Source organism: Pseudomonas leptonychotis, from assembly GCF_004920405.1.
GTDB classification, from domain to species: Bacteria; Pseudomonadota; Gammaproteobacteria; order Pseudomonadales; family Pseudomonadaceae; genus Aquipseudomonas; species Aquipseudomonas leptonychotis.
Map to the genome: position 1 here is coordinate 623,500 of NZ_RFLV01000001.1, position 22,129 is coordinate 645,628.

16 protein-coding genes and 1 pseudogene are annotated in these 22,129 nt (G+C 59.2%); 8 read left to right on the forward strand and 9 right to left on the reverse strand.

Translation table 11 applies throughout. From position 1 onward, the window contains the following. Nucleotides 1-52: 52 nt before the first annotated feature. The 3 genes and pseudogenes from D8779_RS02840 to D8779_RS02850 all read right to left on the reverse strand — a co-directional run. Nucleotides 53-2,281 (reverse strand): annotated as a pseudogene (locus D8779_RS02840) (winged helix-turn-helix domain-containing protein); the annotation flags it as partial. A 157-nt stretch (nt 2,282-2,438) separates the two neighbouring features. Then, nucleotides 2,439-3,809 carry a DUF1329 domain-containing protein gene (locus D8779_RS02845; protein WP_136662950.1) on the reverse strand — a complete coding sequence of 457 codons (1,371 nt, stop codon included), beginning with the start codon at nt 3,807-3,809 and terminating at the stop codon, nt 2,439-2,441. A 29-nt stretch (nt 3,810-3,838) separates the two neighbouring features. Further along, complete coding sequence (locus tag D8779_RS02850) at nt 3,839-5,611, reverse strand: DUF1302 domain-containing protein (protein ID WP_136662951.1); 1,773 nt, start codon at nt 5,609-5,611, stop codon at nt 3,839-3,841. A 531-nt stretch (nt 5,612-6,142) separates the two neighbouring features. On the opposite strand from D8779_RS02850, the gene gcvH reads away from it, so the two are divergent. The 5 genes from gcvH to gcvT all read left to right on the forward strand — a co-directional run bounded on the left by gcvH (nt 6,143) and on the right by gcvT (nt 13,560). Further along, complete coding sequence (gene gcvH, locus D8779_RS02855; protein WP_136662952.1) at nt 6,143-6,526, forward strand: glycine cleavage system protein GcvH; 384 nt, start codon at nt 6,143-6,145, stop codon at nt 6,524-6,526. A gap of 9 nt (nt 6,527-6,535) precedes the next feature. Next, on the forward strand, nt 6,536-9,388 hold the full coding sequence (gene gcvP / locus D8779_RS02860; RefSeq protein ID WP_136662953.1) for an aminomethyl-transferring glycine dehydrogenase: 2,853 nt from the start codon (nt 6,536-6,538) through the stop codon (nt 9,386-9,388). Between the two features lie 248 nt (nt 9,389-9,636). Beyond that, entirely contained in the window at nt 9,637-10,890 is a 1,254-nt protein-coding gene (glyA, locus tag D8779_RS02865) for a serine hydroxymethyltransferase (protein ID WP_136662954.1), read from the forward strand. Nucleotides 10,891-10,989: 99 nt separating this feature from the next. Continuing rightward, nucleotides 10,990-12,366, forward strand: coding sequence for an L-serine ammonia-lyase (locus D8779_RS02870; protein ID WP_136662955.1), 1,377 nt, complete (start codon nt 10,990-10,992; stop codon nt 12,364-12,366). A gap of 69 nt (nt 12,367-12,435) precedes the next feature. Then, nucleotides 12,436-13,560, forward strand: a complete 1,125-nt coding sequence (gcvT, locus tag D8779_RS02875) for a glycine cleavage system aminomethyltransferase GcvT (protein WP_136662956.1) — start codon at nt 12,436-12,438, stop codon at nt 13,558-13,560. A 59-nt stretch (nt 13,561-13,619) separates the two neighbouring features. On the opposite strand, the gene D8779_RS02880 is transcribed toward gcvT, so the two are convergent. Beyond that, nucleotides 13,620-13,985 carry a glyoxalase superfamily protein gene (locus D8779_RS02880; protein WP_136662957.1) on the reverse strand — a complete coding sequence of 122 codons (366 nt, stop codon included), beginning with the start codon at nt 13,983-13,985 and terminating at the stop codon, nt 13,620-13,622. Nucleotides 13,986-14,014: 29 nt separating this feature from the next. Beyond that, nucleotides 14,015-15,145, reverse strand: coding sequence for a M14 family metallopeptidase (locus tag D8779_RS02885; protein WP_136662958.1), 1,131 nt, complete (start codon nt 15,143-15,145; stop codon nt 14,015-14,017). A 215-nt stretch (nt 15,146-15,360) separates the two neighbouring features. Here D8779_RS02885 and D8779_RS02890 point away from each other — a divergent pair, with 215 nt between their 5' ends. Together D8779_RS02890 and D8779_RS02895 are read left to right on the forward strand one after the other, a co-directional pair. Beyond that, complete coding sequence (locus D8779_RS02890) at nt 15,361-15,900, forward strand: tetratricopeptide repeat protein (RefSeq protein ID WP_136662959.1); 540 nt, start codon at nt 15,361-15,363, stop codon at nt 15,898-15,900. Between the two features lie 439 nt (nt 15,901-16,339). Continuing rightward, a complete protein-coding gene (locus tag D8779_RS02895) occupies nt 16,340-16,552 on the forward strand; it encodes a hypothetical protein (RefSeq protein WP_136664415.1) in 213 nt (70 codons plus the stop codon). A gap of 93 nt (nt 16,553-16,645) precedes the next feature. Here D8779_RS02895 and D8779_RS02900 read toward each other — a convergent pair whose 3' ends face one another. Continuing rightward, the gene (locus D8779_RS02900) at nt 16,646-18,145 is read right to left on the reverse strand and encodes a helicase HerA-like domain-containing protein (protein WP_136662960.1); all 1,500 of its coding nucleotides are present in this window, start codon (nt 18,143-18,145) and stop codon (nt 16,646-16,648) included. Between the two features lie 129 nt (nt 18,146-18,274). Between D8779_RS02900 and D8779_RS02905 the strand changes: the two genes are divergently transcribed. Further along, nucleotides 18,275-20,152 (forward strand): methyl-accepting chemotaxis protein, encoded by a 1,878-nt coding sequence (locus D8779_RS02905; RefSeq protein ID WP_136662961.1) that lies wholly within the window; start codon nt 18,275-18,277, stop codon nt 20,150-20,152. Nucleotides 20,153-20,358: 206 nt separating this feature from the next. Here D8779_RS02905 and D8779_RS02910 read toward each other — a convergent pair whose 3' ends face one another. From D8779_RS02910 to purU, 3 genes are read right to left on the reverse strand one after another with little or no spacing between them, the layout of a single operon-like run. Next, nucleotides 20,359-20,544, reverse strand: a complete 186-nt coding sequence (locus D8779_RS02910; RefSeq protein ID WP_136662962.1) for a hypothetical protein — start codon at nt 20,542-20,544, stop codon at nt 20,359-20,361. A gap of 26 nt (nt 20,545-20,570) precedes the next feature. Beyond that, complete coding sequence (locus D8779_RS02915) at nt 20,571-20,996, reverse strand: CBS domain-containing protein (protein ID WP_136662963.1); 426 nt, start codon at nt 20,994-20,996, stop codon at nt 20,571-20,573. A gap of 45 nt (nt 20,997-21,041) precedes the next feature. Further along, nucleotides 21,042-21,893 (reverse strand): formyltetrahydrofolate deformylase, encoded by an 852-nt coding sequence (gene purU / locus D8779_RS02920; RefSeq protein ID WP_136662964.1) that lies wholly within the window; start codon nt 21,891-21,893, stop codon nt 21,042-21,044. Nucleotides 21,894-22,129: the final 236 nt, after the last annotated feature.

The window sequence follows — 22,129 nt, forward strand, 5'->3', positions numbered from 1 at the left end:
GATAAGCCAAGCGGCGGCGCAACGCGTGTCCAGTCTCGCGGGCCTGCGCAGCGGCTGTTTGATCGCCACAGGCGGCGCTCGCCTCGGCGTAAACGAGATAGAGCTCACTGACCAGCGCCTGCCGGCCCTGGCTCAAGGCCTGCTCGCGCAGTTGCAGCAACGGCTCACGCACATCCCGCCCCTGCGCCAGCTCCATTTGCAGCAACAACAGCTGCAAGCGCGGAATCAACTCAGGGAAGTTGGGCGTGGGCAGAATCGCTTTGACCCGCTGCGCATAACCCAACACCCGGCCAATCGCCATGCGCGCACGCGCGTGGTGCCCTTGGGCAACCCACAGGTGACTACTGGCCAGTAGCAACGTGCCTCGGTATAGGGTTTCACTGACATGCTGGCGCTGCATCAGGCGCTCAGCCTTGCCCAGATGAGCAAATGCGCCGGCCAAGTCGCCCTGCCCCATGGCCAGTTCAGCCAGGCAGAGATAGCCGTTAAAGGCGCCGGGATCGCCACACTCCAGGGCATTTGCAAGGCCCTCGGGCAATCCGCTGGCAGCCTCGGTGTGCCGCCCTTGGCGCAGTTGCACGCGCGCCAAACGCAGCTGAAGCCTGGCCAGCACCGGGGTACCGCGTAGCACCTCGGGGCGATTGGCGTTCAGCACGCGCTGCAACAGCGCTTCAGCACGCACAAACTCACCCCGCGCCTCCAGCAGCAAAGCATGATCGAGTTCCAGAAGTGCTTCAAAGACGGGGTTGTCGTGCAAGCGAGCCTGCTTCAATGCCTCGAAGCTGAGTTTATGCGCCAGCTCCAGATCACCTTCACCAATCGCCACCAGGGTCAGCGCCGAACGGCACAACAAAGACTGCGACCAGGCGCTTTGCGGCAAGCCTTGTAAGGCTTCGAGCAGGTTGCTGCGCGCCCCGATCGCGCATACCCGGCCATAGGCGATGATGCCTTGAATGGCCTGCCAATGAGCAAACAGCTCGCGGGTCCGCGCGCCATCGCTGCGCGGCTGAAACCGCGCCAGTTGGTCGATACAGAGCTCGGCTTCATCCAGGCGCCCTACCAACAACAGCACCCAGGCGTTCAGCAGAATCAAGCGTGGCGTGCTGCACAGCAAGCTTTCTGGCAACTCGCTGCGCCAGCGCAGGATCAGTGCCAGATCCTGCCCTTGTAGCACTTGCTCTTCGGTAAAGCGCTCAAGAAAACTGCCGGCCACTTCCGGCTGCCCGGCCAGCAGTGCATGTTCCACTGCTGCGCGGATATCACCCTGGCTGGCAAACCACTGGCTCGCATGCACATGCAACGCGCTGTAAGGCACCCCCGCCGTCAAGCGTTGCAACAGCGCGGCCAGCGGCGCAAACAGCACAAACCAACCTTTCCCGGGCTCAACCTCCTGAATAAACAGGCCGCGCTCAATCAATCCTCGCAACCAATCCGCACCTTCACCCACACCGAACAGGTGATCACACAGCGCCGGATTAAAGCGCGGTAACTGAGCCAGGGAATAAAGCATCTGCAGCAACTCGGCCGGTAGGTCTTGCAAGACCTCACGCGCCACGTACTCGCCCAGTAAATGATCATGACCACAATCGAGCGGTGCATTCGCCTCAGCGGGTTCGGCCTGAGCAGCCAGCAAACGTAGACGCAAGGCCGCAGGCCAACCCAAAGTCGATTCATGCAACTCACGCGCCCAGGCGCTGCGAGTCGGGTCCAGGTGGTGTAACCAGTCGGCGACCTCAGCGGCAGTAAATGCCAAGTCGGTGGCGCCCAGCTCGAGCAACTCACCCTCCAGCAGCAGCCGCGACAGGTTGCAGTTGGGGCGCCGGCGGCTGCCCAGCCACCAGCACACCCCTGCCGGAGTCACGCTGAGTAGTTGATTGAGGTACTCATCCAGGGTGCTGTCCGGGCGCACCGGATAATCGTTGAGCATGATCCACAGTTGGCGCGTTTCCTGCGCCAGCGCCAGCAATACCTCATCCGCGGTCAGCTGCGCAGGGTAATCAAGCAACCTGCCCAGCTGTTGAGCCAGTTGGTCGGCGTTAAGCCCGTTGCCGGCGCAATTAAGCCAGAGCAAGCCGCACTGCAGCGGACACTCGCGGGCACAATCCGCCAGTAACACGGTTTTGCCAAAGCCCGCCGGGCCGATCAGCAAGCGCAGTCGGCAATCGGGAGCCAATAAACGTTGCTGTAAGGTCAGCCGGGGAATATGCCCCGGTGGCGGGCGCTGTATGTTGCCGCAGGACGACACTGCGACGATCGGCGGGAAAGGCGCTGATGCGTTCATGTCCGCTCGTTTTATTGTTATTACAAGAACCGGATAGTCGCAGGCTAAACCTCAGCACCTAAGCGTTCAAAGCTTCATCACAGTACGTGATAGCCAGCAATAAAAAAGGCGGCCCGCAGGCCGCCCAATCACGGAGTAACACGTGCAGCTTAATGCCTTAACGCACGCCCGAACTGCGCAGCGCAGCCGGCGTGTAATCGGCTGCCGAGGCTTTGAAGCCAAAGTTATACGCCGACTTTTCTTCGTTCTTCATACCCAGCGCCAGGTAGCGACCCGCCACCAGGTCATACAGCGCCTCCAGGGTGTAACCCGGTACCTGGTGGTTGTAGTACTGCTGCGCATGGCCTTCGGCAACACGCCACAGCTGGCCGCGACCATCGTAGTGATCGACGAGGGCGATCTGCCAGCTGTCTTCGTCGACATACATATGGCGCTTGGCATAGATATGTCGCTCGCCACTTTTCAAGGTAGCGACCACTTCCCACACGCGGTGCAGCTCGTAACGGGTCAGGTCCTGGTTAATGTGCCCAGCCTTGATCACGTCGTCGTATTTCAGCGACGGCGAGTCGAGCTTGTAGCTGTTGTAGGGAATGTACATTTCCTTCTTGCCGACCAATTGCCAGTCATAACGATCTGGCGCACCGGAGAACAGGTCGAAGTTGTCTGAGGTGCGCATGCCATCTGCGGCGGTGCCCGGACCGTCATAAGCCACCTGCGGTGCACGGCGTACGCGACGCTGACCGGCGTTATAGATCCACGCCAGACGCGGCTCCTTGACCTGATCAATGGTCTCGTGAACCAGCAACACGTTGCCAGCCAGACGCGACGGCGCCGTCACCCGCTGTTTGAAGTAGAGCAGTACGTTGCTGCCCTTGGCCGGATCCAGGTCGGGCATATCCGCCGGAAATGCCACCTCATCCTCGAACTTCACCAGGCTGTAAGAACCATTGGTCTGCGGCGTCGCCTGTGTGACCACGCGCCGAGTGTTACCGCCACGGTAGCGGGTGACGTGGTTCCAGATCACCTCGACACCGGTCTTGGGAATCGGGAAGGCGTAGTAACGACTAGCGTTGAAGTTCTGCAGACCATTGCCGCCATCTACCGGCGAGGTATTCAGAGCACTGACCTTGGCCGCCTCCCCGATCGCTGTGGGTACAGCGGTGCTGCGATGCGTGGGGTAAACCGGGATTTTGTAACTGTCAGGGTAACGTTTGAGCATGGCCAGCTGACCGGCTGAAAGCTTGTCTTGGTACTGCTCGGCATTGGCTGCGGTGATGGTGAACAGGGGTTGCTCGCTGGCAAACGGGTCAGCCAGAAACCCTTTGTCATCAACTGCGCCGGCGCTGGTAGAAAGGCCGCCATCCCAAGCAGGGATACTGCCATCGGCATTGCCGGCCATTTCCGCGCCCAGCGGGGTCAGGCTGCTGCCCAGCTGGGCGGCTTCTTGCTCAGAGACTGCGGCCATCACGCTGCTGGCTAACAGCGTCAGCACCAGCGCGCCAGCTTGCAGGATTCTTGTATTTTTCATCATGAACGGATCCTTTTGCACTGCGTTGATCAGAAGTTCACACCAAAGCTCAGGGCGACAAAGTCACGGTCGACGTTGGTGTTGTAATCCCCACCAAAGAAGTCGGTGTAACTGAGGCTGGCGGTGTAGGTGTTCTGGTAGTCAGCGTTCAGGCCAAGACTCACAGCCTTGGTTCCTTCGCTGAAGTTGGGGCCATAACCATCGACGTCATGCGACCAGGCAATGCTCGGCGTCAGGTTGACCCCAGCAAACACGTTGCTGTAATCGGCACTGGCGCGCAGGCGGTAGCCCCAAGAGCTGCTGGTAAAGAAACCATCGCCGCTGCACTGATCCGGGTTAGCGGCGTTGAACGCAGCCGTACACGTCCCATTACTGGCCAACTCACCCAGGCCATAAACCGGGTCACGACCGAAACGCAGCTCACCGAGGTCATCGCTGATGCCGCTGACATGGTTGTAACCGACCTCGCCGAGCAAGGTCAGGCGGCTAGCACCGAGCACCCGATCGAAGAACTGCACCGCCGTGACCTGAGCCTGGGTGACAGGTTTGCGTACGTAACCGGCAATTTCTTCACCGGCGACATTCTGCGCATGGCCACTGGTAAATACCGGTGAACCGGGGAATGCAAGTGAAGCAAAGGTCAGGTCAGTGGAGTTGATCGAGATCGGCATATTTGGCCGATAACTCAACTCACCGGACAACGCAGTGCCATTAACGTTGGTCTGGAAGCTGACGCCATAGAGACGGATATCTTCTGGGTACTCAAGGAAGTACCGAGCCCCCGGCGCGCCCGGAATAACCGCCGCAGACGGCGACGTGGTGCGCAAGAAACTGCCACTCGGCGTGCGGCTGTGATAGTTCATCGCATACAGGCCGAATTCGGTGTCGTTCAGCGACTCGGCAAACCAGCGCAGGGCAACCCCAAACTGACCACTATCACGGGCGTCACGGTCACCGGCACGCGGGATATAAATAGGGTTACCTGGAGCGCCGGTATTGTTCGACACGCCTGGCGCCACATCAGCTCCCGCGACGGCCAAACGGTCTTCACAGCCATCTGCAGCCGTGTCGCTAGGGGCGAAGAACGTGCCGCAGTTATCGATAACCGTCTGGTCCCACTCCAGCTGGTAGAACGCTTCCATGCTGACCGTGTCAGTCAGGCTCTGCGATACATAGAGCATGTTGACCGGGATCAAGCCCTCTTTGATTTCCGCACCAGGCCGGCGGAAGGCGGCGGCATCCACAGGGTTGATCGAGTTGATCGAATTGCCAATAAACGTGCTCTCGCCCCAGCTGACCACTTGCTTACCGGCCCGCACACTGCCCGGCATGCCGCCCAGGTTGTAGTTGTGATAAACGAAGGCATCGAGAATTTCCGCGCCCGAGGCCTGCGCTGCGGTTTTGCGGTTGTGGTCATCAATGTCATACAGCAGGCGGCTTTCGTCTTTGGTCTCAAAGTCGTACCAGTACTTGCCACGGATAAACACGCCCGTGTCGCCGTACTTCAACTCAAGGTCATGCACGCCTTTGAAGATCTTCGAGAAGGTTTCACCCTTCTTGAAATTCAGACGGCCATCGTCGTTGGTCTGCGAGGACGCCTTGCCGCCGTTGCGCGTCCCGATAAAGTCAGGATCGGCCCCACGCACGCTCCAGCTTGCACCCACGGAAAGAGAAGAATCGAACTGCGCTTCGACCTCACCAATATTGAATGAAATAGCCTGGGCAGGCCCTACACAGCCTAAAGCGATGGCAACAGCCAAGATGCTGGGCTGGAAGATGGCATGTCTTGTTGTTGTTCTCATGCGGCTCTCCTGGAAAGCGGGTTTCGTGTTGAGCCGCCAAACTACCCAGCCACCCACTCCGGGTTAAGCGCCCGAAAGAGGTATTCACTCTGTCCTCCTAAAGAGTGAATACCTCTCTGCCACGGGCCATAGGCCGCCGCACATGCACCAATTCAATAAGCCTGCATAGCGCCGATGAATAGCGCGCAGTGCCTGCCTCCCTCAAGGCCAGTGAATTGAGCAGCGAATGCCCTCGATAATCGTATCGAATTAAATACACCGTATTCATACCGATACGAAAGCGCCCAAAGCGCGCCACCAGAGCGCTGCGCAGTGCATGAAACCCTTAATCCGCCACCTCTGTATCTAAATCAATACATGTCCGGCAATTCAATTATTGTGCAACAACCATAAGCCATTGATTTTATTGATAAAAAATACAATGGCACCACCCTTGCTATGGTCTTTGCATCTTCTGCTCGCTGCCCAGCACGAGCGTTCAGCACATCGCCCCCAACAGAAAGGGCGAGTCACCACCCTTGAGGAGTTCACATGAGCGAATTGCGTTTTACCGTCGAGCACGAATGGCTGCGTCAGGATGCCGATGGTCTGGTCACCGTGGGCATCACTGCCTATGCCCAGGAAGCCTTGGGTGACGTGGTATTCGTGCAACTGCCAGACGCTCAGAGCTATGCCGAGGGCGCCGAAGTGGCGGTGCTGGAGTCGGTAAAAGCAGCAAGCAATATCTCCATGCCGCTAGACGGTGAGGTTGTCGAGGTCAATGGCGAGCTAGAATCCAGCCCTGAGCTGGTTAACGAAGACCCCCTGGGTAAAGGTTGGTTCTTCCGTTTCCGCCCGACCAATGCCAGCGCGGTAGCCGACCTGCTCGATCAAGCCGCCTACGAGCGCCTGCTCAACGCCAATGCTGACGCCTGAGAGATTGCAATGACCAAGCTGACCACCCAGAACGAATTTATCGCGCGCCACATCGGCCCGCGTGAGGCTGATACTGCGGCCATGCTCGAACTGCTCGGCTACGCCAGCATCGACGCGCTGACCGACAATGTCATTCCCGAGAGCATCAAGGGCACCAGCATCCTTGGCTCCCTGCCGGGCCTGTCGGAAGCCGACGCCCTGGCCAAGATCAAGACCATCGCTGGCAAGAACCAGCAGCTGCGCACTTTTATTGGTCAGGGTTACTACGGCACTCACACGCCGAGCCCAATCCTGCGCAACCTGCTGGAAAACCCAGCCTGGTACACCGCCTACACCCCGTACCAGCCGGAAATCTCCCAAGGTCGCCTAGAGTCCTTGCTGAACTTCCAGACCCTGGTTACCGACCTCACCGGCATGCAGATCGCCAACGCGTCTTTGCTCGACGAGGCCACCGCCGCCGCCGAAGCCATGACCTTCTGCAAGCGCCTGTCGAAGAACAAGGCCAGCAACGCCTTCTTCGCTTCCCAGCATTGCCACCCGCAGACCCTCGACGTGCTGCGCACCCGCGCCGAGCCGCTGGGCATTGAAGTAGTAATTGGCGACGAAGCCAGCCTGACCGATGTCAGCGCTTACTTCGGCGCACTGCTGCAGTACCCGGCCAGCAATGGCGACATCTTCGATTACCGCGAACTGGTTGAGCGCTTCCACGCCGCCAATGCGCTGGTCGCCGTAGCCGCTGACCTGCTGGCCCTGACCCTGCTCACCCCGCCGGGCGAATTCGGTGCCGATGTGGCCTTGGGCAGCGCGCAGCGTTTTGGTGTGCCGCTGGGCTTCGGTGGCCCACACGCCGCCTACTTCGCCACCCGCGATGCATTCAAGCGCGATATGCCAGGCCGCTTGGTCGGCATGTCGATCGACCGTTTCGGCAAGCCGGCCCTGCGCCTGGCCATGCAGACCCGCGAGCAACATATCCGCCGCGAGAAGGCCACCAGTAACATCTGTACCGCCCAGGTACTGCTGGCCAACATCGCCAGCATGTACGCCGTGTACCACGGCCCGGCTGGCCTGACCCAGATCGCCCGGCGCACTCACCAGTTCACCGCGATCCTGGCCAAGGGCCTACGCGCTTTGGGCTACAGCGTTGAACAGGAATTCTTCTTCGACACCCTGAGCTTGGCCACTGGCAGCAAAACTGCTGAGCTGCACAGCAAGGCCCGCGCTGCCGGCCTCAACCTGCGCGAAATCGATGGCGAGCGTCTGGGCCTGTCCCTGGATGAAACCAGCGACCAAGCCGCCGTTGAAGCACTGCTGGCGGTATTCGCCGACGGCAAGGCGGTTCCCGCATTCGCTGAGCTGGCTGCTGGCGTAACCGCGCAGCTGCCACAAGGCTTGCTGCGTGAGTCGGCAATCCTGGCGCACCCGGTGTTCAACCGTTATCACTCGGAAACCGAGCTGATGCGCTACCTGCGCAAGCTGGCCGACAAGGACCTGGCGCTGGACCGCAGCATGATTCCGCTGGGTTCCTGCACCATGAAGCTCAACGCCGCCAGCGAGATGATCCCGGTGACCTGGGCCGAATTCGGCAGCCTGCACCCCTTCGCCCCAGTCGAGCAAAGCCAGGGTTACACCCAGCTGACCACAGAGCTGGAAGCCATGCTCTGCGCCGCCACCGGTTACGACGGTATATCCTTGCAGCCGAACGCCGGTTCCCAGGGCGAATACGCTGGCCTGCTGGCGATTCGCGCGTATCACCAGAGCCGCGGCGACGATCAGCGCGACATCTGCCTGATCCCGCAATCGGCCCACGGCACCAACCCAGCCACCGCCAGCATGGCCGGCATGCGTGTAGTGGTTACCGCCTGCGACAGCAACGGTAACGTCGATATTGCCGACCTCAAGGCCAAGGCCGAAGAGCACAAAGAGCGCCTGGCTGCGCTGATGATCACCTACCCGTCGACCCACGGCGTGTTCGAGGAAGGCATCCGCGAAATCTGCCAGATCATTCATGACAACGGCGGCCAGGTTTACATCGACGGTGCCAACATGAATGCCATGGTCGGCCTTTGCGCCCCAGGTCAGTTCGGCGGCGACGTGTCGCACCTGAACCTGCACAAAACCTTCTGCATCCCCCACGGCGGTGGCGGTCCTGGCGTTGGCCCGATTGGTGTCAAGGCGCACCTGATTCCGTTCCTGCCCGGCCACGGTCACATGGCCCGCAAAGAAGGTGCCGTCAGTGCTGCGCCGTTCGGCAGCGCCAGCATCCTGCCGATCACCTGGATGTACATCAGCATGATGGGCGGCGAAGGCCTCAAGCTCGCCTCGCAAATGGCCATTCTCAACGCCAACTACATCGCCCGCCGCCTCGAAGAGCACTACCCTGTGCTGTATTCGGGCAGCAACGGCCTGGTGGCGCACGAGTGCATTCTGGACATCCGCCCGATCAAGGACAGCAGCGGCATCAGCGTTGACGACGTGGCCAAGCGCCTGATCGACTTCGGCTTCCACGCCCCGACCATGTCCTTCCCCGTCGCCGGAACGCTGATGATCGAGCCGACCGAAAGCGAATCCAAGGAAGAACTGGACCGCTTCTGCGACGCCATGATCGCCATCCGCGAAGAGATTCGTGCGGTGGAAGCCGGTCATCTGGACGCCACCGACAACCCGTTGAAAAACGCGCCACACACCGCACTGGAACTGGTCGGTGAATGGACGCACGGCTACAGCCGCGAACAGGCTGTGTACCCAACCGCCACGTTGATCGAAGGCAAGTACTGGCCTCCGGTCGGCCGCGTCGACAACGTATTCGGTGACCGCAACCTGATCTGCGCCTGCCCGTCCATCGAGGCGTATCAGGACGCTTAAGGCGATAAAAACCGTAGGATGGGTTAGCGGCGCAGCAGCGCAATAGCGCAATAGCGCAATAGCGCAATAGCACCGTTAACACCATCCTTCAGCGCCGCGTAACCCATCAGCGATGGACGCAGCACACGGGATGATGGGTATCGCTGCGCTCAACCCATCCTACGGTTTTGTTTACCCCAGAATTTTGATTCACCCCTACCCGGGGCGGGTCAGCTGCACCCCAAAAACAACAATCGAGGGATCTCAGCATGTTCAGCAAACACGACCAACTGCAAGGTTATGACGACGCCCTGCTCGCCGCGATCAACGCCGAAGAGCAGCGCCAGGAAGATCACATCGAGCTGATCGCCTCGGAAAACTATTGCAGCCAGCGCGTCATGCAGGCGCAAGGCAGCGGCCTGACCAACAAGTACGCCGAAGGCTATCCAGGCAAGCGTTACTACGGCGGTTGTGAGCATGTGGACAAGGTCGAAGCCCTCGCCATCGAGCGCGCCAAGCAGCTGTTCGGTGCCGACTATGCCAACGTGCAGCCGCACTCCGGCTCATCCGCCAACAGCGCGGTGTACCTGGCGCTGATCAATGCTGGCGATACCATCCTCGGCATGAGCCTGGCCCACGGCGGCCACCTGACCCACGGCGCCAAAGTGTCGTCCTCGGGCAAGCTGTACAACGCGGTGCAATACGGCATCGACGAGCAAGGCCTGATCGATTACGCCGAAGTCGAGCGCCTGGCGCTTGAGCACAAGCCGAAGATGATCGTCGCCGGTTTCTCCGCCTATTCGCGCACTCTGGATTTCGCCCGTTTCCGCGAAATCGCCGACAAGATCGACGCCCTGCTGTTTGTCGACATGGCCCACGTCGCCGGCTTGGTCGCCGCCGGCCTGTACCCCAACCCAATTCCGTTTGCCGATGTGGTCACCACCACCACCCACAAAACCCTGCGTGGCCCACGCGGCGGCCTGATCCTGGCCAAGGCCAACGAAGCAATCGAGAAAAAACTCAACTCGGCGGTATTCCCCGGCAGCCAGGGCGGCCCGTTGATGCATGTGATCGCCGCCAAAGCGGTGTGCTTCAAGGAAGCGCTGGAGCCCGGCTTCAAAGCCTATCAGCAGCAGGTCATCGACAACGCGCAGACCATGGCCGAGGTGTTCGTGACCCGTGGCTATGACGTTGTCTCCGGCGGCACCGACAACCACTTGATGTTGGTCAGCCTGATCAAGCAAGGCCTCACGGGTAAAGCTGCTGATGCCGCGTTGGGCGCGGCACACATCACCGTGAACAAGAACGCCGTGCCGAACGACCCACAGTCGCCTTTCGTCACTTCCGGTATCCGCATCGGCACCCCAGCAGTCACCAGCCGTGGCTTCAAACAAGGTCAGTGCCGTGAACTGGCTGGCTGGATCTGCGACATCCTCGACGACCTGGACAACCCAGCTGTGATCGAACGCGTTCGTGGTCAGGTAGCGGCACTCTGTGCCAGCTTCCCGGTCTACGCTGACTAGATAGCTACGCAGTTTTTGCCACTAGCGGGGCGGTTACCCAGCGCGCCGCATCATCGCCGCCCCACAAGGGCGGCAGCAAAACACGCAGTCGGAGCAAGCATGTCACTTAGCGTTTTTGACCTCTTCAAGATTGGCATCGGCCCATCCAGCTCGCACACCGTGGGCCCGATGCTCGCCGCCTTGCGCTTTGCCGAAGGCCTGCGCCGCGACGATTTACTCACCAACACCGAGAGCATCAAGGTCGAGCTGTACGGCTCCCTCGGCGCCACCGGCAAAGGCCATGGCAGCGATAAGGCGGTGCTGCTCGGGCTTGAGGGCGAGCAGCCAGACACGGTAGACACCACTAGCGTCGACGCCCGCCTAGCGGCAATCCGCAGCAACGCCGAGCTCAATCTGCTCGGCGAAAAACCAATCCGTTTTGTCGAAAAACAACACCTGGCGATGATCCGCAAGCCGCTGGCCTTTCACCCCAACGGCATGATCTTTCGCGCCTTCGACGCCGCCGGTTTGCAGATTCGCTCGCGTGAGTATTACTCGGTGGGCGGCGGCTTTGTGGTGGATGAGCAGGCCGCAGGGGCCGATCGTATCGTCGAAGACACCACGCCGTTGCAGTACCCCTTCACCACCGGTAAACAACTGCTGGCGCATTGCGCCGAGCACAATCTGTCGATCAGCCAGGTGATGCTCGCTAACGAAGCCGCCTGGCGACCAGAAGCGGAAACCCGCACGCGCCTGCTGCATATCTGGCAAGTGATGCAGGATTGCGTCGAAGCCGGCTGCCGCAACGAGGGCATCATGCCCGGCGGGCTCAAGGTTAAACGCCGCGCGGCAGACCTACACCGGCAACTGTGCAAGCACCCAGAAGCAGCCCTGCGTGATGCCCTGAGCGTGCTCGATTGGGTCAACCTCTATGCCCTGGCGGTTAACGAAGAAAACGCCAGCGGCGGCCGTGTGGTGACTGCACCCACCAATGGCGCGGCCGGTATCGTGCCGGCGGTGTTGCATTACTACAGCCGTTTTATCCCCAGCTCCAACGACGACGGCATCGTGCGCTTTCTGCTCACCGCCGCCGCCATTGGCATTCTCTACAAAGAAAACGCCTCGATCTCCGGCGCCGAAGTCGGCTGCCAAGGTGAAGTCGGCGTAGCCTGCTCGATGGCCGCTGGCGCCTTGTGCGAAGTGCTCGGTGGCAGCGTCAACCAGGTAGAAAACGCCGCCGAAATTGGCATGGAACACAACCTCGGCCTGACCTGCGACCCCATAGGCGGGCTGGTGCAGGTACCCTGTATCGAACGCAACGCCATGGGCTCGGTCAAGGCGATCAACGCCGCACGCATGGCCCTGCGCGGCGACGGCCAGCATTTCGTATCCCTGGATAAGGTGATCCGCACCATGCGTCAGACCGGTGCAGACATGAACAACAAGTACAAGGAAACCGCCCGCGGCGGCCTGGCCGTCAATATTATCGAGTGCTAAGTCGGGCGCAGCCCGCAACACCCTTACATCATTACCGGTGCCCCGCACGCACCCTGACGGAGAAATTGCATGACCAGCGAAACCCTGGCGAAAACCCCGCTACATGCCCTGCACATCGAACTCGGCGCCCGCATGGTGCCTTTCGCCGGTTATGACATGCCGGTGCAATACCCACTCGGCGTGATGAAAGAACACCTGCACACCCGCGAGCAGGCGGGCCTGTTTGACGTATCGCACATGGGCCAGATCATCCTGCGTGGCGCCAATGCCGCCAAAGCTCTGGAAACCTTGGTGCCGGTGGACATCATCGACCTGCCTGTGGGCATGCAGCGTTACGCCATGTTCACCGACGAAAATGGCGGCATCCTCGACGACCTGATGGTGGCCAATCTGGGCGATGACACCCTGTTCCTGGTGGTCAACGCCGGCTGCAAAGACCAGGACCTGGCCCACCTGCAGAAGCACATCGGCAGCCAGTGTGAGATTGAGGTGCTGTTCGAAGCCCGCGCACTCTTGGCCTTGCAAGGTCCGAAAGCCGTTGACGTACTGGCGCGCCTGGCCCCAGAAGTCGCGCAGATGACCTTTATGCAATTCGCTCCGGTGCGCTTGCTCGGCGTGGACTGCTACGTCAGCCGTTCTGGCTACACCGGCGAAGATGGCTACGAGATCTCCGTGCCTGCAGAACACTGTGAGACCCTGGCGCGCAGCCTGCTGGCCGAAACAGAAGTCGAGGCCATTGGCCTCGGCGCGCGCGACTCACTGCGTCTGGAAGCCGGTCTGTGCCTGTATGGCCACGACATGAGCACCAGCGTCACGCCGATCGAAGCAAGCCTGCTCTGGGCCATGTCCAAGCCGCGCCGCGCCGATGGTGCACGCGCTGGCGGCTTCCCAGGTGCCGAACGGATCTTCGCCCAGCAACAAGCCGGCGTTGCCAGCAAGCGGGTTGGCCTGCTGCCGCAAGAGCGCGTACCGGTGCGTGAAGGCGCGGAAATCGTCGATGCCGACGGCAACGTAATCGGCACTGTCAGCAGCGGTGGCTTCGGCCCAACTCTCGCCGCCCCGGTGGCCATGGGTTATGTGCAGAGCAGCCACATCGCTCTGGATACAGAAGTCTGGGCCATGGTGCGCGGCAAGCGCGTCGCTATGAAAGTCGCCAAGACCCCGTTCGTGCCACAACGCTACTATCGAGGTTAATCACGGCTAATCGCCCACTGCACTGCGCCGGCCGCCAGGTCGGCGCAGGCTATCCGCACCTACGGCGTGCGGATGTCGGTAAAAATCAGTCGATTGCCAAACGGATCGGTCACCGTCATATCACGGCCCCAGGGCTGATTGATGATGCTAGGCCGCGCATTGGCATAAGCCCGCGCCGTCAACTCGGCATGCAACCCATCCAGATCATCGACACTGATGCGCAGCGCCGCACCGGGGCAGCAATCGCCATGGTGTTCGGACAGATGCAGCACGCAGCCATCTCTGGACAGTTGCAGATAGAGCGGCAAGCCCGCCTCGAAGCGGTGTGACCAGTCTTCACTGAAGCCCAAAAACTCGCAGTAGAACGCCCGCGCTTTAGCTTCATCGAAGCTGCGCAGAATCGGGATTGGAGCGGCCAGCTGCATCGGGTTTTCTCCTACGACATGCAAAGTGATTAGCGCAGTTTTCCAACCATCGCCGCCGCCACGCTCAGCACATCCTTACCCAGCTGCATTGAGCGCGCGCCATTCCAACCCGTGTGTGGATTGGGCCGATCGTCGTGGTCCTTGAATGGCATTTCGATGGTGAACGCCAGGCAGTCGAACTCCAGCCCCACGGCATTGCAGGCCAGGGTGGTATTGGCCTGACCAAACTGGTCGGGGGTATAACCAAAGGTGGTCTGAAACTCGGCACCTATCGCCATTAGCTGATCGCGAAACTCTTTATCCAGCGCGGCGAGCCGCGAGCTGAATCCTGGGTTACCTTCACAACCAGCGGCAAAGACATGGGGGATTTCCTCATCGCCGTGAATATCCAGAAACAGGTCAACGCCCACCGCACGCATCTGCTGCTGGACGAAATACACCTCAGGGCTGTCTGCCTCACTGGCCGACTGCCAGGCGCGATTGAGGTCGCGGCCGGCGACGTTGGTGCGCAAATGGCCACGGAACGCGCCGTCCGGATTCATGTTCGGCACCAAGTACAGATCAGCCTGTTCCAACAGGGCATTCAGCTCGGCGTCATCGCGCTGCTGCAAGCGCTCGATCACCCCCTGCATAAACCATTCGGCCATATGCTCGCCAGGATGCTGCTGAGCGATCAGCCAGATCTTGCGCTGCGCCTGCGGGTTACGGCTGATGCGCAGTAATTCGATCGGGCGTCCTTCGATACTCTTACCGCAGGCAAACAGCTCAGCACCGGCCAAACGTTGTGCATCCTCGATCAACAGGGCATGGCGCTCACGGCTGTAGGGTTCGAAGTAGGCAAACCAGATCTGCGCGTGCAGCGGTTCGATATCGAAGTTCAGCGCACCGTTTTCAAAGCGGCTGGGCACGCGGAACCAATTGACCTGGTCGTAGGACGCCACCGCGTTATAGCCGCTCCAAGCGTTCTTATAGGACGACTGGCCGGCATTGCCCAGGCTGAAGCCATAACGCTGCCCCGGCTGCAGACCACTGACCTGAAAGTGGAACCACTGAAAATGCGCGCTATTGAGGTCCGCCCGAATCGCCAGTCGCACCTGCTGCGGGTTGCTGGCGTCGATGACTTCAATATTGCCACTGTCAAAGTTGGAGTTGATCTGCATGAGTGCCTCGCAAGCTTGGGTACGCGATACAGCCAAGAATCGCAGCTCTACTGCGCGCGCGAAACGCCCCAGGCGACAAACTGATATGTATTCTGCACTGCGTACCCACGACCTGGCTTATGAACGCTAGCCAATGCAACTCCTCTACGCGCTGGTAGTCCGTTGTTTAGCCGCTGCGCGTGGCACCTTCACTTGCTTTCTTTCAGGGACACCCCATGCCATTACCCGCCCACCGCTTATTGCCTGCCCTGCTCTGCGCCACCTTGTTGCTCGGCGGCTGTGCCGGGAAACCCACCGAGCAACAAGCCGGCAACCCGACTCAGCAACCCGCCCAACCCATCGTGTCAAATGCTGCAGAGGCCGACTTGCGCAGTAAAGCCAATCGCGGGGATCTCGACAGCCAATTCCAACTCGGCAGCCTGTACTTCGTCGGCCAGCCGGCCAAAGACCTCAAACAAGCCGAGCACTGGTGGAAGCTCGCCGCCGACAAAGGCCACGCCATGGCTGCTGTCAGCCTCGCTTACCTGTATACCGGCCGCGACAACCCTGACTTCAACAACCCTGAGCAAATGCTCAAGTACCTCAACCAATCCGCTGCCGGCGGTAACCCAATGGCCCAACACATTCTCGGCAACCTCTACCTGCGCGGTACACAAGGCGTAGCGCTGGATCCTAATCAAGCCAAACGTTTATTTGAAAGTGCCTGCAGACAGAACTACACCGCCAGCTGTAGCGCACTGGAAAACATGCATTGATTAATCCGATATAGGCACATCAATAAGACCGCCCTGAGATATGAGCGCGTTATTTACATCAGGCACCGCATAGCGCTCTGCTCGATCTTACGACGTACAAGCCCAGCGTCGCAGCGGCGCTGGCCTGCTGAGCCATGCTTGCAGCAGGTGATATGCAACTCTTTTACGGCCTTACGGTCTACTGCCTGTGAATTAGGCAGACTGGACATTTATTTCAGCTTCGCCATAATTGCCCGGCGCACTCTAATTAGCCCTGTAACAAACCTGACAAATTGTTCAGGTAATTCCAAAGTAAAGGGCAACCCGCTACAGCAATAGTCTCTGAAACTATTCGCAGCGTTTATAAATGCGCAGGCTAAATCTGTTTGGCTGTATCAGGTGTTTAGGCAGCATGCCTTGCATTCAGGCCAACATTCTTTTCAGGACCATGGGTAACTACGTGACGAAAGACGAACTGCGCGCCGAACTCGAGCGCCAGGCGCAGCGTTACAAGGATGTATACGGCGGAGAAGTTCTCACCTACGCCGCTCAACCGGACCCCGAGCGCAAGCCGTGGCGCAAGAAGGCCAACCTTCTTGATCAAGCGTTTGAAAAAGAACTCGAAAGAATAGAAAAAGATCTGAGAACCAAAATGGAAGCAGCTTCTGGCTAAACCCGGAACGCACCATTGCAATGCGACATGCGGGCTACCCGTTTGAAGCCGAGAGCCGAGCCAGTCTTAGAAAACTGGCTCGGCTGCTGCCGATTAACGCTTTTTACCGCCGAGCAACGACCCCAACAACCCTCGTACCAGCTGCCGACCGATCTGGTTAGCCGCCTGACGCATTGCCGTTTTCATCACCTGGCTCGCAAAGCCGCCAAACAACTCACCGGCTCCGCCAGCCATACCCCCGCGTGTTTCTGCCTTATTGCCGACAGTGCTCGACTTGTCTTGCTCTGCCTGTTGCGCGGCTTGCTCAGCCCGAGCGGTCAACAACTCATAAGCAGACTCGCGATCAATTGGCTTGTCGTAGCGGCCGCGCAGCGGCGACTGGGCGATCAACGCCGCACGCTCAGCTTCTGTCAACGGCCCGATCCGCGACTGCGGTGGCGCAATCGCGACACGTCGTACCATGGCCGGCGTGCCTTTAGCTTCCATCGTACCGACGAGTGCTTCGCCGATACCCAGCTCAGTCAACACCGCCAACGTGTCGATTGCAGGGTTCGGGCGAAAGCCATCAGCCACTGCACGTAATGATTTCTGCTCTTTAGCGGTAAAGGCGCGCAGGCCGTGCTGGATACGCAGCCCCAACTGAGCCAATACATCGTCCGGCAAATCGCCAGGCGATTGAGTAACGAAGTACACCCCGACACCCTTTGAGCGAATCAGCCGCACCACTTGCTCCAGGCGCTCTTGCAAGGCCTTAGGCGTCCCGGCAAATAACAGGTGCGCCTCATCAAAAAACAGCGCTAACAGCGGCTTGTCGGCATCGCCGCGCTCCGGCAACTGCTCAAATAACTCGGCCAACAGCCAAAGCAGAAAAGTCGCGTAAACCTTTGGTGCCTCATGCACCAAGCGGCTGGCGTCGAGCAAATGAATACGTCCGCGACCATCACGGTCGGGATGCAGGATGTCTTCCAGTTGCAACGCCGGCTCACCAAACAAGGCATCAGCGCCCTGCTGCTCAAGGCCTGCCAGCTTGCGCAGCAGCGCCTGCGACGAGGTGGACGTGAACAACGCACTGTCTTCGCCCAACACCTCAGGCTGGCTCTTCAGGTGCGCGAGCAGCGCTTTGAGGTCTTTCAGATCAAGCAGCAGCAAACCTTCGCGATCCGCCACCTTGAATGCGGCATACAGCGCGGCCTGCTGGCTGTCGGTCAACTCAAGCAGTGCGCCCAACAGCAACGGGCCCATTTCGCTCAGTGTCGTGCGCAGTGGGTGACCACTCTGGCCATGAATATCCCACAGGGTCACCGGGTAAGCCGTCGGCTGATGTTTGAGCCAAGGCATACTGGCGATGCGCTCAGCCACTTTGCCTTGCGGCGTACTGGCAGCGCCAAGGCCGCACAGGTCGCCTTTGACGTCAGCGGCAAACACCGCCACACCTGCATCGCTGAACGTCTCGATCAAACGCTGCAAGGTCACCGTTTTCCCAGTCCCCGTCGCACCGGCTATCAGCCCGTGACGATTGGCCAGCTTCAGCGCCTGGCCCACCGGCAGCCCGTCAAGATCGGCCCCCACAACAAACTGATCAGCTTCTGCCATCTTGCCTTCTCCTTGGTTAAAGCTTTACTGCAGTTAGGCCGACATACTCAGCATCGTCGCATAGCCGGCGCAGACACTGCCCTACATCAGCACCAGACTGATGCCAGAACTTACCGGACGCAAGAAGCCATGACCAACAACTTGAAGTTCAGTCACAAGATTCTGCTCGCCGCCTCGTTAGTGGTGATCGCAGCTTTCTCCCTGTTCACGCTTTATAACGACTACTTGCAACGCAACGCTATCCGCAGTGACTTGGAAGGCTACCTGCACGAAATGGGCAACGTCACAGCCAGCAATATTTCCAACTGGCTATCCGGGCGGATTTTGCTGGTAGAGAGCGCGGCGCAATCGATTGCCCGCGATCCTTCTACAGAAGGCCTTACCGGCCTGCTGGAACAAAAAGCCCTGACTTCAAGCTTTGCCTTCACCTACCTGGGCAGCGCCGACGGCAGCTTCACCATGCGTCCGAATGAAAAAATGCCGGATGACTACGACCCGCGTACACGCCCTTGGTACACCGATGCTGTGGCTGCCGGCGGTACCACACTGACCGAACCTTATGTTGACGCTGCTACCGGCGCGCTGATTATCACCATCGCCACCCCGGCCAAATCGACCGGCGTAGTCGGTGGTGACCTGAGCCTGCAAACCCTGATCGACATCATCAACTCACTGGACTTCGACGGCATCGGTTACGCCTTCCTAGTCAGCTCGGATGGCAAGATTCTGGTGCACCCGAAAAAAGACCTGGTGATGAAGAACCTCAGTGAGGTCTATCCGAAGAACACCCCGCGTATCAGCAGCGAGTTCAGCGAAACAGAACTCGATGGTAGCCAGCGCATCCTGACGTTTACCCCGGTTAAAGGCCTGCCTTCGGTTAACTGGCACATCGGTTTGTCCATCGATAAAGACAAAGCCTACGCCATGCTCAGCGAGTTCCGCGCTTCCGCAATCATTGCCACCATTATTGCGGTGGTGTTGATCATGCTGCTGCTGAGCATGCTGATCGGCGTGTTGATGCAGCCACTGAACGTGATGGGCAAAGCCATGGAAGACATCGCCCAGGGCGAGGGTGACCTGACCAAACGCCTGAGCATTCAGTCCAACGACGAGTTCGGCCGCCTGGCCAGCGCGTTCAACCAGTTCGTCGAGCGCATCCACAGCTCGATCCGCGAAGTATCGTCAGCCACCAGCCAGGTCAATGAAGTGGCCAAACTGGTGGTAGGCGCCTCCAACTCGTCGATGATCAACTCCGACGAACAAGCCAGCCGTACCAACAGTGTGGCCGCCGCGATCAACGAGCTGGGCGCTGCCGCTCAGGAGATCGCGCGCAACGCCGCCGACGCCTCCAATCAGGCCTCTGATGCCCGCCAGCTGGCTGAAGATGGCCGCCAGGTAGTGGAAAAAACCATTCAAGCGATGAACGAGCTGTCCGGCAAGATCAGCGCCTCCTGCAGCAACATCGAAACCCTGAACAGCAAAACGGTGAACATCGGCCAGATTCTTGAGGTAATCAAAAGCATCTCCCAGCAGACCAACCTGCTCGCGCTCAACGCCGCCATCGAAGCAGCACGCGCCGGTGAGGCCGGCCGCGGTTTCGCTGTGGTCGCCGACGAAGTACGCAACCTGGCGCACCGCACTCAGGAATCCGCGCAAGAAATCGAAAAGATGATCGAAGAGCTGCAAGTGGGCTCGCGCGAATCGGTCACCACCATGACTGAAAGTCAGCGTTACAGCGAAGAGAGCGTGGAGATCGCCAACCAGGCCGGCTCGCGCCTGAGCAGTGTGACCGAGCGTATCGGCGAGATTGATGGCATGAACCAGTCGGTGGCAACTGCGACCGAGGAGCAGACCTCGGTGATCGAATCGCTTAACGTCGACATCACTGAAATCAACACCCTCAACCAGGAAGGCGTGGAAAACCTCAATGCCACTCTGCGTGCTTGCGGTGACCTGGAGCAACAGGCCAGCCGCCTCAAGCAACTGGTCGACAGCTTCCGCATTTAGAATTGAGACGATCAGCTGCGCGTCGGCCCTGCTGCGTTAAAAACAGGCTCGGAATACTCATTTACAACAGTAAACTCCGCTTCCTCGCCTGTTTTGACCAGCCGGAGGCTGTTACTAACGTAGCGCCTTGCAGGACTCTGGCTCGCAAGATCGTAACCTGGCTGTAGCTGCTAGAAAAAACGGGGCGCTCACTGAGCGCCCCGTTTTTATTTCTGCTTTTCGCTGTTCGTTGGCGGCTGTTCATCCTGCTGCAATTGCCGCCACAGCTCAGCGGCACCGGCAAACTCAGTACCGTCCTCGGCAGTCAGCGCCTGCGGGTCATAGCGCTGCGTGCAGCCCTCCCCCAGTACCGGCGGCGCACTAGATGCACCACGATCAAGCGGGTTGTTCATAACACCTCCGGCAGCTGCACTCACGCTCAGTTGACCGCCAGTCGACCTTCATCATGCTGGGCGAATTCCTTGACCGCACGCAGCACATCACTGCGGCTGACCTGGCCGATCAGACGGCCGTCTTCGACCACCGGCAAACGCCGACGCCGGCCGCGCAAGAAGCGCTCGGATATTTCGATGATGTCCGCCTCAGGCGAGATCACTTCAACGTCGGTGGTCATATACGCACTGACATCACCGCCCGCCGACTCGTAATAGGCGCCGGAAAGAATGCCACGTAAACAATCGCCCTCCGATAACAAGCCCACCAAATGGCCTTGCCCATCGACAACTGGAGCGCCGGATATACGGTGCTCAAGCAGTCGATTGATAGCCGTAAACAGGTTCATTTCGGGACGGAAAGTCACCAGATTGCGGGTCATGTAATCACGTACTTTGATTGACTTGAGCATCAGTAAACTCCTTTGCGTGCGCCGAACCGAGCCGACGCATGCACCTCAATCGAACACTACAGTCTTGTTATCGTGCACCAGCACTCGGTCTTCTAAGTGATAGCGTAGACCACGCGACAGCACCATCTTCTCTACATCCTTACCCAGGCGCACCATCTCTTCGATGCTGTCGCGGTGACTGACGCGGACCACGTCCTGCTCGATGATTGGACCGGCATCCAGCTCCTCGGTCACGTAGTGCGAGGTCGCACCAATCAACTTGACCCCACGCAACGACGCCTGGTGATACGGTTTTGCTCCAACAAACGACGGCAGAAAACTGTGGTGGATGTTGATCACCCGCTGCGAAAACTCAGCGCAAAGTGGCGCAGGTAGAATCTGCATATAACGCGCCAACACAATCACGTCCGCCGCATGGGATTTAACCAGGCGCGCGACTTCATCAAATGCGGGCTGCTTATCTTGCGAGTTGACCGGTACGTGAAAGTACGGAATGGCGTGCCACTCAACCATGCTGCGCAGGTCATCGTGATTGGAAATCACGCAGGGAATATCGCAATCCAGTTCATCGCTGTGCCAACGGTGTAATAAATCAGCCAGACAATGCGATTCGCGACTGGCCATTAATACCACGCGTTTTTTCTGCGCTGAGTCCGTAACCCGCCATTCCATGGAAAATTCACGGGCAATAGGCGAAAAAGCCTGTCGAAAGCCATCTAGATCAAAAGGCAGTGAGTCGGCACGAATCTCGTGGCGCATAAAGAACCAACCACTTTGGTTATCCGAATGATGACTCGCCTCGGTAATCCAGCCGTTATAGGTGGCTAGAAAGTTACTGACCTTGGCCACAATTCCCACCCGATCCGGGCAGGCAATGACCAAACGAAAAGTACGCATCAACGGCTCCAGCACTCAGATAAAGTCGGCCATTCTAGTCACAGCAGGGAAAAACTGCAGTACTCAAACAGCGCGGGCCAGCGCGGCAAGCGTGCAAGAGCGAACAGTGCCACCACGCCAACAGCACAAACCGCGCGGGCATAAACGGCTAATAACTAGGCATGCACAACACTGCGCACATTCAATAAGTTACTTAACAATACAATTCATAAAAAATACCGATAAAGCGGTTTACT